Below are 13,633 nucleotides of genomic sequence, written 5' to 3'. Positions count from 1 at the left end.
CTGCAAATCATGACCGCCTCACGGCCTCCTACGTCGGGTAGCCGGTGTGCCAGGTACATCAACTACGGCTCCAGCATCGACTGGATGCGGTCGAGGTTCGCCAGCAATTGCGCGTGGCGGTCGTCGTGACCTTCGCACAACTGCACAAACACACCATCCAGAAGATGCTGCAGCGACGATTGATACAACAACGGCTGGATGTATGGCAGTTCGTCGTGTGCCGACACCACCAGCGACAGGTCGGCCAGCGTGCGCAAGGGATTGGCGGTATGCCGCGTTACCGTGATCACCTGGCCACGGCGCTCGCGAAAATAGCGGCTGATCTTGCACAGCGCCGGGTGGTTGCCGTGCTCGGAAAATACCAGCAGCACGTCACCGGCGCTGGCAGCCGAAACGTTCGCGGTCATCCGCGCAGTGTCGAAATTGTGCACGGTGAGAATGCCCAGCAGCGACAGCTTCAAGGCAAAACCACGTGCGTAGATATCGTCTTCGCCCAGGCCAATGATGAACACCTTGCCGGCGCGGCCGGCGTGCTCGATCGCATCGGCGACTGCCTGCAGGGTTTCCGGCGCATTGATCAGTCGGGTCGCCTCTTCGGCTTCCGATTTTCGCCGCCATAGATGACCGGCGGACGAGCCCGTATCACCCGCCGCTGCCACGCTGACGTTGGGCGTGTCGCCATTGTCGGCACGGGCAATCGCCTCGCCCACCGAGTACTTCAAGTCGGGATAACCCTTGAAGCCCAGCTTCTGGGTGAACTTCACCACGCTGGACTGACTGATACCCAGCGCATTGGCCAGTTGCTGGGACGAGTAGTCGCGCAGCAACTGGGCGTTTTCCAGTACGAAGTCGGCAATGCGCCGTTCCACCGCTGACATCTGGTCGCGTTCCGAGCGAATTTTGACCAGTGGTGACATCAGCTTTCGATCCTTTCCAGTCCGCGGATCTCGCGAATGCCGAGGCCCGGTGCCTCCGTCACCGTAATTTCCGATTCGTTGAAGATTACCCCACCATCGACCGGGTTGAACTGGCACAGCGACGGACCGTCCAGATCTATCTTGGTGATCACAGTCGATTTGGCCACCGCTACGTGCACCGCCGCCGCCACGCTGATGCTGCTTTCCAGCATGCAGCCGATCATGCATTCGATGCCATGCATGCCGGCGATGTCGGCGATCTTGATCGCGTTGGAGATGCCGCCGGTCTTCATCAGCTTGATGTTGATGATGTCGGCGGCGCGCAGGCGGATCAACTCGATCACTTCCATCGGGCCGAACACGCTTTCGTCGGCCATCACCGGCGTGTGCACGCGCTCGGTGACATAGCGCATGCCGGCGAGGTCGCGCGCCTTCACCGGCTGCTCGATCAGTTCCAGCTTGATGCCGGCATCTTCCAGGGTCTGCAGCGCATACACCGCCTGCTTGGCGGTCCAGCCCTGGTTCGCATCCAGCCGCAACAACGCACGCCCTTCCACCGCCGCGTAGATTGCCTTGACCCGCTCGATGTCGACGCCGATGTCCTTGCCGACCTTGATCTTCAGCGACTCGAAGCCGCGCTCCACGGCCGACACGGAGTCGGCCACCATCTTGTCGATGTAGTCGACGCTGATGGTGATGTCGGTGGTGATCACCGGGTCGCCGCCGCCAAGCAGCTTGTACAGCGGCGCGTTGTAGAGCTGGCCCCACAAGTCATACACCGCGATTTCCACCGCCGCCTTGGCGCTGGTGTTTTTCTCCATCGACGACTGGATCAGCTGGGTGATGTGATTGAGGTCGGAAATCTTCTGTCCGATCAGCCGCGGGGAAATGTAGTGGCGGATCGCGTCGATGATCGAACCGTGCGTGTCACCGGTGATCACGGCCGTGGCCGGCGCTTCGCCGTAACCCACCTCGCCGGTATCGGTATGCACCATCACCACGATGTCTTCCACCGTATTGACCGTGCGCAACGCCGTCTTGAACGGGGTCTTCAGTGGTACCCGCAGCATGCCGAATTCGATGGCAGTGATTTTCATGGGCGAGCCTTCATGGAATCCGTGTCCTTGTTTCTGGTTGGTGCGGGCTGGCTCAATGACGAATCCGCACGATGCTGGTCATGCGGTCGACAAAGGTCTGCTTGTCGTTGAACAGCATCGGCAACAACGGTGTCACCGACACCGCGTTGAGCTTGACGTGCTTCTTGCCACCATCCGCGGTGCGATAACTCATGCCACCGACGTCGTGGATCACATACGGCTGACCGTGCAGCTGGCCAATCACCATCATCACGTGGCCGGGGATGTAAACCAGATCACCTACCTGCAGTGCCTGCGCCGCCTTGATGCGCTCCGCACGACTGTCCTTCGCGGTGAACGCGCGATGTTCCAGCGCCGGACTGATCGCCTGCTTGCTGGTGTTGCGCGGCATCTGCACGCCCATGCTGCGGTAGACATCGGAGACGAAGCCGCTGCAGTCGCGACCGTCATAAGCATGCCCCCAGCCATAGCGCTCACCGAGGAACTTGAACGCCTGACGGATGATATTGGCGCGGGTCAGCGACAGGTAATCCGCCGCGGTGTCGGTGTTCTTCTGCAGTAGCGTGGGACTGAAGGCCAGCGAGCCGTCGGCGTTGCGCACTGGCAGGTTGATCACGTATGCCGCATACGGGGTCTGCCCGTTCACCGGCTGGTCCGGCGGCAGGTCGGTGACCAGCGGCACGCGCGTCGCCATGTCCAGTTGCAACTGCGAAACCGCCGGTACCTCGCGGGTGAACACCGTGCGCACGCTGTCGCCGGTGACGATCCGGTACGGCGTCTTGTCGGCATAGGCGAATACCGCGGCAGCGCTGCCTTCGGCCACGTTTTCCTTTTCGGTCCACGCTGCATAGCGCGGGCTGACCACGAACAGCCACTTGCCGTCGGCACTGGTGTGCGCGATCACCACCGGCGTACCGGGGAATTCGGCCGTCTCCTGAAAGCGATCGATATCGGTGTCGCCGCGCTCACTGAACACACGCAAGGTCGTCGGAAACGCACGCAGGGAAGCGCGCTGCACGATCAGGCCGTAGCGGGTCTTCTGCTGCGCTGGAATACTGGCGAGTGCGCGGCTGGCAAGAATCGCATCCAGTGTGGCGGTAGTCACCGGCTTGCCATCGACATCGAACAACGCATGCTGCGGCCGCTCGGCGAGATCGGTGACCCAGCCTTCGACACGTGCACGATCCAGCATGGCGGGCAGCGCATGCAGGTCGTACATCGATGGATCGAGCTGCAACAACTTCGCGTTCTGTGCCGTGATTTCCGCACGATCAAGAATGAGTTTGTCCGGCTGCGCCTGCAGCCCAACCCAGAACGCCGACGTCAGCTGTGCATCCCCCACACCCAGCACGCCGGAAGGCGGAACCGTCAGCGCATCGCTGGCGTCGCGCGCCTGCGATGTCGCTCCAAACAACGCCAGCGCCAGCGCGGCGGCGGCAAGCAGTGGAATTCGCATGGTTCTCGTCCTTTGTCGAAGTGACATCACGGAAGGGCCAGGCTGGACATGATCGACGCCACCACCAGTCCGAAACCGGTGCCCAGGATGTAGCCGAGCAATGCCAGCAGGATACCCACCGGCACCAGTGCCGCCGAATAACTGGCCGCCAGAATCGGCGTGGCCGCCACGCCGCCAATATGCGCCAGCGAGGAGATGCCGCACAGGTACAGATCAAAGCGAAACAGTTTGGCGAAGCCGATCAGCACCAGTCCGTGAATCGCCAGAATGGTGACACCGCACAGCAGGTACAGCGGCGCCGCCGCGATGCCGTGGAAATTGCTTTGCGAAGCGAGCACCGCCACCACGCTGATCAGCATGGCGCTGGAAATGGTGCTGGCCCCGGGGAACCGCGCCAGCGGCGTATGCGCCACCAACAGCCCGCAAGCGGTGGCCAGCAAAATGGTCCAGGTGGTGCTGCCGAGCATGCCGGTGACCGGCAGCATGGTGGCCAGCCAGCCGGCCAACGCCGACACCGCCAACGCCATGCCCAACCACAGCAGCACGCCTTCATAGGTGATCGGCGCGCTGACCTTCGTCGGGGCCAGCGGGATATCGGCGCTGGATTTCGCCCGCGTCCAGCGATTGAAGGCCGGCGCCAACCGCGCCACCGAGAACAACACCACCACCCACATCGAATAACCAATCGCATCGGTCAGCAACGACATCGCCAGATGTGCGTCGGACATGCCGATCGCCTGCTTCACAGCAATCATGTTGGCGCTGCCGCCGACCCAACTGCCGGCCAACGCGGCCAGTGGATGCCAGTCGTCGCCGCGCAACCATTGGCGGTAGATCAGGAAGGTGGCGATGAAAGCCACGAACAGGCTGATCGTGGTGCACACGAAAACACCGAGCACGCGCGGGCCGAGCCGCCAGATCGCGCGCAGGTCGCAATTGATCATCAACAGGAACAACAACGCGGGCACCGCCTGCGATACCAGCGTCGACTGCGCCGCCTTGATCTCCGCATTGACCTGCCACAGGCCGGTGACCGCCAGCGCGGTGACCAACAAATAGGTCAGCACAATCGGCGGCAGCACCGAAAACAGCTTCCAGCCGTAGCGGCGCTCCAGCGCGGGAAACAGGCCGGCGGCGAGCAACATCAGCGCCAGATAGGGCCAGACCGTGTGGATCACTTGCATCCCCTGATGAGTTGTTCGCGGGTATTCGCTGGCTGGTGCGTTCCAGCGAACTAGGAATAGCTGATTCTTGATGACTTCATTTGAAGCATAAATTATTGACCAGCATTTGCAAGCGTGTTACACAGCCCTATCAGGGGATTCCACGCAGAGGCGTTTGTCGATGGACATGGTGCTGCCCAACGCGAAAGTACGCCAGCAAAGCCGAAGCCGGTATCTCGCCTTCTGCCTGCTCGCCCTGCTGATGAGTGCGCCTGCCTTCGCCGGCCAGGACGCGAGCAACACAGCTACCGTGCCCATCATCACCCAGATCGACGCCGGTCATTTCAAGGCCGCCGATGCAGCGATCACGGCGGCACTCGCGCAACCCGGCTTGTCGACGGACACGCAGCGCGACCTTTCGTTCCAGCGCGAACGCATGCGCCGCATCCTGCTCGACTTCACGTTGAGCGCCGACGACGTCAAGGCGCTGGTACGCAAGAAAATTCCCGACCTAACCGACGCCGAGTTCGCCAAGTGGAACGCGGCCGGCCTGTTCGAGCATCAGCTGATCGACGGCAAGACGCTGTACTTCAAACGCTCGCCGGGCAATTTGTTCCAGCTCAGTGCCGAGGCGCTGGCCCGGCGTGCGGTGCAGACGCCACTGGTCGAAGGCCCGATGGAAGCCTTGAACGACCATCAGCGCACGATCTACCTGACCGCACTGAGCGAACATCACAGCAGCGTGCTGCCGCGCCGCTTGCGCATGACCCAGACCCTGAGCGTCGACGCCGACGCGGTGCCGGCCGGTGAAGTGATTCGCGCCTGGATTCCCTATCCGCAGGAAATACCCGGCCAGCAGGAAGACATCCACTACGTCGCCAGCGTGCCGGCGAAACATCAGATCGCCCCAGCCTCGGTAGCGCAGCGCACCGCGTATCTGGAGCAGCCCGCCATAGCCGGGAAGAAAACCGTGTTCTCGGTGACCTGGGAACTGACCCAGTACGCGCAGTCCCACGCAATTGATCCGGCGCGGGTGACACGCTCGCGGATCACGCCGGAGCTTGCTCCGTTCGTGGCCGAGCGCGCACCGCACATCGTCTTCACCGACGCGATGCGCGCGTTCTCGCGCAAGGTGGTCGGCAACGAGAAGAACCCGTATCGGATCGCGCAGAAATTGTTTGCCGCGGTCGACCAGATTCCCTGGGCTGGCGCACGCGAGTACTCGACGATCAGCAACATCAGCGACTACGCACTGCATGCCGGCCATGCCGATTGTGGACAACAAACCTTGCTGCTGATGACCCTGCTGCGGCTCAACGGCATTCCCACGCGTTGGCAGTCGGGCATGGTGTTCTCCGACGACGGCAGCCACTACAACAACATCCACGACTGGGGCTTCGTCTACCTCGCGCCGTATGGCTGGGTGCCGATGGATGTCACCACCGGTCGTCTGCATCCGTTGCCCTCGGATGCCCCGGCGCTGGAATGGTTCTATCTCGGTGGCCTCGACCAATACCGGGTCGCCTTCAACAGCGATTTCGATCAGCCCTTCCAGCCGTCCAAACGACACTTCCGTTCGGACAACGTGGATTCGCAGCGCGGCGAAGCCGAATGGAACGGCGGCAACATCTATTTCGATCATCTGGACTACGACTTCGACTGGCAGGTCCTGCCGGCGGTGCATGGACGCAGCAGCAACTAACCGACAGCTTTTCATAAACACGGCATCGACGGCGTCGATGGGGGAGATGGGGACATGAGCAATACCCGCAAACTGCGCAGGAACGTACTCTGCATGGCGCTTGGTCTGGGCCTCGCATCGCTGGCTGCACCAGCAGCCTTCGCCGGCAACAACGACGGCTCGGTAGTCGGTCACGCCCAGGCCGGCGCGGTGATCACCGCGGTGAATCCGGCCACCGGCCTGACCCGCAGCATCACCGCCGACCAGCGTGGCAACTACCGCTTCCCGTTCCTGCCGGTCGGTGAGTACACGATCAGCGCCAGTGCAGACGGCCGGCCGCTTGGCCAGCCGCGCTCCGTCACCGTGAGCCTCGGCAACGCCACCACACTGGATCTGGGCGCCACGCCCAACGCCACGGAATTGTCGGCGATCCAGGTCACCGGCAACGGCTTGCCGGTGATTGACGTGACCTCCACCGAATCGTCCACCAATGTCTCGCGCGCGGAACTGGTGCGCCTGCCGGTCGACCAGAACGTCACCTCGGTGGCCCTGCTGGCACCGGGCGTGGTCAGGGGTAACGCAAGCTTCGGCGGCATCTCTTTTGGCGGTTCGTCAATCGCCGAGAACGCGTATTACGTCAACGGCCTCAACGTCACCGATTTTTACAACCGCAACGGTTTCTCCGAAGCACCGTTCGCTTTCTACGACCAGTTCCAGGTCAAGACCGCCGGCTACTCGGTGGAATTCGGACGCACCACCGGCGGCGTGGTAAATGCCGTGGCGCGCTCGGGCACCAATGAATACAAGGGCGGCATGGAGATCACGCTGGAACCGGGCAACTGGCACTCACACGCGGACGACCAGTACGACGCCAATGGCAACCGTTACATCACGGCAAGCCGCGATCAGGATTCACTGGTGAAAACCAATGTCTGGGCCTCCGGCCCGATCATCAAGGACAAGCTGTTCATCTTTGCCATGTACGAAGCGCGCGGCAGTACCCCGCGCAACACCAACAACGCCGGCGACACACTCACCTCCAACAATTCGGATACCGGCTTCTGGGGTACCACGATCGACTGGAACATCACCGACAACAACGCGCTGCAGTTGATGGCGTTCTCCGACAAAAACAAGAACGTCGGCGATGTGTACAGCTACGACTACAACACCAATACCATCGGAGCGCGCAGCAACAAGGTGTTCAGCGATACCGGCGGCAAGGACTGGGCGCTGACCTGGACCAGTTACCTGACCAACGACTTGTCGATGAAGCTGATGACCGGTCGCAACGAACGCCAGGCCTTGACCCGCTCACAGCTCGACATCGACTGCAATTACGTCGCCGCCAACAACGCCTTCCTCGCACGCCACAACCCCGGCGTGCAGCTGGGCTGCACCAGCAGCTCGACCGTGTACGGCCGCAACGACATCCGCAAGCAGGCCCGCGCCGACTTTGAATGGACGCTGGGCAACCACCTGCTGCGCTTCGGCTACGACCACGAAAACGACACCTCCGACTACAGCCGCCACTATGCAGGGCCAGGCGCGTACTACTACAACTTGTATGCCGCCAACCCCGGCGACACGATTTCCAACGGCGGCGTCATGCCGGCCGGCTACGACTCCTACATCCGCGCGCGCCGCTACGAGATTTCCGGCACCTTCACCACCAAGAACGCCGCGTACTACATCGAAGACAGCTGGAAGGTCACGCCCAACCTGGTGCTCAATGCCGGCCTGCGCAACGACAGCTTCGACAACCAAGACGCCGCCGGGAAAAGCTACATCAAGATGTCCAGCCAGATCGCACCGCGTTTTGGCTTCGCGTGGGACATGAAGGGTGACGGCAGTACCAAGCTGTTCGGCAACCTTGGGCGGTATTTCCTGCCGGTGGCCAACGTGATCAATATCAAGCAGGCCGGTGGCCTGCTCGACGAGCGCACCTATTACGCGTTTGATGGCTTCGACTACGAAACCCTCAACGGTGTGCAGTATGCGATTCCGAAACTCGGACCGCAGATCGGCGCCGTCGACAATTCCCAGGGCGACGGCACCGTCGGCGACCTGCGCTCCGAAGTCGACAAGAACATGAACCCGGTCTACCAGGATGAGGCGATTCTCGGCTTCCAGCAGTTGCTCAGCGAGCAGTGGTCGTGGGGCGTCAGCGGCACCTACCGCCGTTTGCACAACGCCATCGACGACATGGAAATCAGTGCCACTTCCCAATGTGGCGAAAACGGCTATATCGGCTGGGTCATGGCCAACCCGGGCCAGAAAGTCACCGTGTGGGGCGACACCACCTGCGACGGCACGCCGGATGGTTATCTCACGGTGGATACCTCGAAGGAAGGTTGGGCGATGTTCGACGCCGACGGCAAGTATCTGGGCCAGCGTGGCTGGGTGAAACCCAAGCGCACCTATGCTGCCGTGGAATTGCAGTTGAACCGCGCGTGGGACGAAAAGTGGTCGATGAATGCGTCCTACACGATGTCGTGGAACCGCGGCAACGCGGAAGGCCCGGTCAATTCCGACACCAACTTCGATGACACCGGCCGTACCGAAAACTTCGACGATCCGTGGGTCAACAGTGGTGGTGACGGCTACCTGCCAAACGATCGCCGCCATCAGTTCAAACTGCGCGGCATCTATGCGCTGACCCCGCACTGGCAGCTCGGTGCGGATATGAATGTTGCCTCCGGCGGCCCGATCACCGGCTTCGGTGTGGGCAATCCCTACGACGCAACCAATTACCACAGCTACTACACCTGCGTGCAGAACTGCGACTCGCCGGTCTCGGAGGATCGTGTCTACGAAAGCTCGCCGCGCGGCAAGTACGGCCGCCTGCCATGGACCTTCAACCTCAACGCCGGCATCAGCTACATCAAGCCGTTCACTGGCGGCGAGTTCCGGGTCAAACTGGCGGTCTACAACCTGCTTAACCAAAAGCGCACCACCGCCGTGGATCAGGATCTGCAGACGTCCATTTCCAACGCCACCAGTGACACGTTCCGTCAGCCGCTTGGCTTCCAGTCGCCACGCTTCACCCAGCTGACGATGTCCGTCAACTTCTGATTGTCTTCCCCATCGCGGCCCGCCCTGTGGCGGGCCGCATTTTTTTGACTCGCGAAACTACCGAAGCCCATTCAGGTCATGTCAGCGCCCATGGATCGCAACACCACACCGGCACCGCTCTCCAAAACGAACAGCGATTTTCGCCTGTTCGACGAAGTTGACTTGCCCCTGCTGGTCGAACGCATGGGCACGCCATTGCATGTCTATTCGTCAAATACGATCCGCCAGCGCATCTACGCGCTGCATAGCGCCCTGCAAGGGCTGGATACCTTGATCTGCTACGCGGTGAAGGCGAACGCCAACCTGGCCATCCTGCAACTGATGGCAAAAGCCGGCGTCGGCGCAGACATTGTCTCGGTCGGTGAATTGCGCCGCGCACTCAACGCCGGCATCCCGGCCGAACGCATCGTGTTCTCCGGCGTCGGCAAGAACGCCGACGAGATCGCGGGCGCACTGAATGTCGGCATCCTGCGTTTCAATGTGGAATCGCACGATGAACTGCTGACCCTGCAGCGGGTTGCCAGCGCACAGGAAGTCGTGGCGAGCGCCGCGGTGCGTATCAATCCCGACGTTGACGCACAAACCCACGCGAAGATTTCCACCGGCAAGTCGGAAAACAAGTTCGGCGTCAGCATCGACGAGGCACGCCGCTGGTTCACTGCCCGCAAATCGCTCAGTCATGTGCAGCTCGATGGGCTACACGTGCATATCGGCTCGCAGATCCTCAGCCTCGATCCATTCCGGTGCGCCTTCGAACGCGTCGCCGCGTTCTGGCGCGAACTTGAACAAGCCGGCCATCCGATCCGCAGCATCGATGTCGGCGGCGGGCTAGGGGTGTGCTATCGCGAAGGCGTTGATCACCCGATCGATGCTGCCGACTACGTGGGCGTGATCCGCCACGCGCTGGCCGGCTACCAAGGTCGCCTGCTGTTGGAGCCCGGTCGCTATCTGGTCGCCGAGGCCGGCATGCTGCTGACCCGCGTGGTACGCATCAAGCCCGGTGTCGAGCGCCAGTTCCTGGTGCTGGATGCAGCGATGAACGACCTGCAACGTCCGAGTCTGTACGACGCCTGGCATGACATCGTGCCGGTGATCGATCAGGGCCGGCCCATGACCACTTACGACATCGTCGGCCCGGTCTGTGAAAGCGGCGATACTTTTGCCCGTGGGCGCGAACTGCCCGAGTGTGAAGCGGGCGACCTGTTGCTGATCAGGGCCACGGGCGCGTACGGTGCGTCGATGGCTTCCACCTACAATTCGCGCCCGCTCGCCGCCGAGGTCATGCTGCAAAACGGTCGCTACGCCGTGGTGCGCCGCCGCCAGCACTTCGAGGAAATGATCGCCGGCGAGCAGCCGGCCCGAAACTGGGAGACTCCATGAACAGCATCCTCCGCTTCGCCCTGCTTGCCGCCCTGACCGCCAGTGCCAGCGTGTCCGCACAGCCCGCACAAGATCCGCCCATCACCATCGACAGTCATGTCGACATCCCGTTCAACTACATGGGTGAGCAGCGCTTCGACGCCGGCCGCGACACCCGCTTGCTGGTCGACCTGGGCAAGATGGAACGCGGCGGATTGAACGCAGCGTTCCTGGTGATCTGGGTGCCGCAACATGCGCTCGACGCGGCCGGTTACGCCAAGGCGGTGCAGCAGGCCACGCAGAAATACGACGGCATCGGTCATTTGCTGATGCAATATCCCGACCGCATCCGCCTCGCCACCACGCCCGCACAGTTGATGGCCAACCACAAGGCCGGGCTGCTTTCGGCCACCATCGAGATCGAGAACGCCTATTCGCTCGGCCACGACCTGCATCGACTCGACGCGGCCTATGATCGCGGCGCGCGTTCGGTGGGCTTGGTCCACGTTGGCAACAATGACTTGTGCACCAGCTCGCTGCCCGATACCGAACACGGCGAGCCGGCCATGAACAGCGCTGGCGACAAAGGCATGAGCGCGTTCGGTCAAGCGGTGGTCACGCGGGCCAACCAGCTCGGCATGATGGTGGACATCTCGCATGCCTCGGACAATTGCGTGCGCGATGCGTTGAAAGCCTCCAGCGCGCCGCTCATCGCCACCCACTCCGGCGCGCGTGCGGTACTCGATCATCCACGCAACCTGCCCGACGACTTGCTGCGCGCCATCGCCGCCAAGGGTGGTGTGATCGATGCCGTCGCCTACAAGGAATTCCTCAAGCACGATCCTGCCCGCGAGGCGGCCGAGAAGAAACTGCAGGACGCCATCGCGAAACAGGCCGGCGAAAAGGAATACGACAGCGACGCCGACGATTATCGCCCCGAGATGGAAGCGGGCATGGCCGAGATCCAGAAGCACTATCCGCTGGCCACACTCGACGACTACGTGAAGCAGATCCGGCACATGGTGAAGGTCGCCGGCATCGACCACGTCGGCCTTTCATCAGACTTCGACGGTGGCGGTGGCATCACCGGCTGGAAAGATGCCAGTGAAACCCGCAATGTCACCGCCGCATTGCGCAAGGCCGGTTTCAGCGAGGCCGACATCGGCAAACTGTGGGGCGGCAACCTGCTACGCGTTTGGGCTGAGGTGGAGCGTCATGCCGAACGTCCGTAAGTCGCACGTGCTGCTGGCCGGCGCACTCGCGCTGGTCGGCACACTCAGCCACGCAGCTTCAACACGCGCGACCAACCCCACCTACGACAAGATCGTCGACGCCACCGTCGCCCGCTATCACCTGCCGGGCATCGCCGTCGGCGTGATCGAGAACGGCAAGCTCGTCTACACGCGTACCGCCGGCGAAACCATCGCCGGCTCGGGCCAGCCGATCAACTCCGAGACGCTGTTCAAGATCGCCTCCAACAGCAAGGCGATGACCACCGCCCTGCTCGGCCGCCTCGTTGACCAGCGCAAGTTGCATTGGGACGATCCGGTGACCAAGTACCTGCCGCAGTTCCAGATGCACGGTCCGTGGGTCACCGCGAACATGCGCGTGGCCGACCTGCTCACCCATTCCAGCGGCCTGCCCGAAGGCGGCGGCGACCTGATGCTATGGCCCGAGCCCAATGCGTTCACTCGCGCCGACATCATCCACGGCCTGCGCTTCATCAAACCCGGCTACAGCTTCCGCTCGCAATACCAGTACGACAACCTGCTCTACGTGGTCGCCGGCGAAGTTGCCGCTGCGGCAGGTGGCGCATCGTACGAAACGCTGATGCATCGCGAAGTGTTTGCGCCACTGGGGCTGGATCGCTGTCAGGTTGGTACATGGAACCGCGATACGGTGGGCAACGTGGCCGAGCCACATCGCCTGATCGATGGTCACAACGTGGCCATCGATCAGGATGGAGCGCAGATACCGGCGATCACCTCGGCACCGGCTGGCGGCATCCGCTGCGACCTCACCGACATGCTGCGCTGGGCACAGAACTGGCTGGTGCCGACGCCGACTCAGCTGGACTGGCTCTCGGCAGCGCAACGCCGGATGCTGCAGGCGCCGCACATGCTGATTCCGGTATCCGCGCAGAGGCGCACCTGGGACAACAGCCACGTCATGGCCTACGGCTACGGCTGGCGCATGGCTGACGCCGACGGTCAGTGGACGGTGTGGCACACCGGCACCTTGAATGGCATGTATTCGATGCTCGCCTTGCTGCCCGATCAAAAGAGCGGCTTCGTGTTCATGATCAACGGCGAAGCAGAGGACGCACGCACGGTGCTCGGCGAAGTGTTGATGAAGCATTTCACGGCGCCGACCGATACCCGCGACGTGGGCTGGTATGCGGACGCCCTGGAACAACAGGCTAGGCAGCGACCCGCCTCCGCGTCCATGCCGGACACTACCGCGATGCAGTCAGCCCCTGTCACCGAAATAGCCGCGTGGATTGGCCGGTACCGCGACCCGTGGCTCGGCGATATCTCGCTGTGCCCGCGGGACGGCAAGCTGCGCTTCAGCGCGACGAAATCGCCACGACTCACCGGCACGGTGATGCGGCTGGGTGATCGCTACATGGTCCACTGGGATGACTCGGCCGACCTCGATGCGTGGCTGGATTTTCTTGCAGCCAGCAACGGAAAGCCGGCGACACTGCGCATGGCCAAGCTCGATCCGCAGGGTGATTTCAGCTCCGATTACGAAGACCTCGACTTCCAGCGCGTCGGCATCTGCAATCCATGACGATCCGCCCAGCCACCACCGTCCGTAGGAGCCCGCTCGCCGGCGATGCCTCTGCGCGTGGCGAAAGGAGATGCATCGCCCGCGAGCGGGCT

General features: G+C 62.5%; 9 protein-coding genes. 5 read left to right on the top strand and 4 right to left on the bottom strand.

Annotation, left to right across the window (positions count from 1 at the left end):
- Window positions 1–62 precede the first annotated feature (62 nt).
- The 4 genes from PY254_RS05000 to PY254_RS04985 are packed head-to-tail and all read right to left on the bottom strand — an operon-like array spanning window position 63 to window position 4,654.
- A complete protein-coding gene (locus tag PY254_RS05000; RefSeq protein ID WP_281014381.1) occupies window positions 63–917 on the bottom strand; it encodes a MurR/RpiR family transcriptional regulator in 855 nt (284 codons plus the stop codon).
- A complete protein-coding gene (locus PY254_RS04995; protein ID WP_281014380.1) occupies window positions 917–2,014 on the bottom strand; it encodes a dipeptide epimerase in 1,098 nt (365 codons plus the stop codon). Before PY254_RS04995 ends, PY254_RS05000 begins: the two co-directional genes overlap by 1 nt.
- Window positions 2,015–2,066: 52 nt before the next feature.
- A complete protein-coding gene (locus PY254_RS04990; RefSeq protein WP_281014379.1) occupies window positions 2,067–3,470 on the bottom strand; it encodes a C40 family peptidase in 1,404 nt (467 codons plus the stop codon).
- A gap of 26 nt (window positions 3,471–3,496) precedes the next feature.
- The gene (locus PY254_RS04985; protein WP_281014378.1) at window positions 3,497–4,654 is read right to left on the bottom strand and encodes a DUF819 family protein; all 1,158 of its coding nucleotides are present in this window, start codon (window positions 4,652–4,654) and stop codon (window positions 3,497–3,499) included.
- A 160-nt stretch (window positions 4,655–4,814) separates the two neighbouring features.
- Between PY254_RS04985 and PY254_RS04980 the strand changes: the two genes are divergently transcribed.
- From PY254_RS04980 to PY254_RS04960, 5 genes are all read left to right on the top strand, one after another.
- A complete protein-coding gene (locus tag PY254_RS04980) occupies window positions 4,815–6,335 on the top strand; it encodes a transglutaminase-like domain-containing protein (protein ID WP_281014377.1) in 1,521 nt (506 codons plus the stop codon).
- Between the two features lie 54 nt (window positions 6,336–6,389).
- A complete protein-coding gene (locus PY254_RS04975) occupies window positions 6,390–9,389 on the top strand; it encodes a TonB-dependent receptor (RefSeq protein ID WP_281014376.1) in 3,000 nt (999 codons plus the stop codon).
- Between the two features lie 78 nt (window positions 9,390–9,467).
- Window positions 9,468–10,769, top strand: a complete 1,302-nt coding sequence (lysA, locus tag PY254_RS04970) for a diaminopimelate decarboxylase (RefSeq protein WP_281014375.1) — start codon at window positions 9,468–9,470, stop codon at window positions 10,767–10,769.
- Window positions 10,766–11,980: a dipeptidase gene (locus tag PY254_RS04965; protein WP_281014374.1), complete on the top strand. Its 1,215-nt coding sequence runs from the start codon at window positions 10,766–10,768 to the stop codon at window positions 11,978–11,980. The genes lysA and PY254_RS04965 overlap by 4 nt, the downstream gene beginning before the upstream one ends.
- A complete protein-coding gene (locus tag PY254_RS04960) occupies window positions 11,964–13,541 on the top strand; it encodes a serine hydrolase (protein ID WP_281014373.1) in 1,578 nt (525 codons plus the stop codon). The genes PY254_RS04965 and PY254_RS04960 overlap by 17 nt, the downstream gene beginning before the upstream one ends.
- Window positions 13,542–13,633: the final 92 nt, after the last annotated feature.

The sequence above is a fragment of the Rhodanobacter sp. AS-Z3 genome, from assembly GCF_029224025.1.
Taxonomy (GTDB): Bacteria; Pseudomonadota; Gammaproteobacteria; order Xanthomonadales; family Rhodanobacteraceae; genus Rhodanobacter.
The sequence above is the reverse complement of the archived record's forward strand: the minus strand, read 5'-3'. Positions and strand labels throughout refer to the sequence as shown.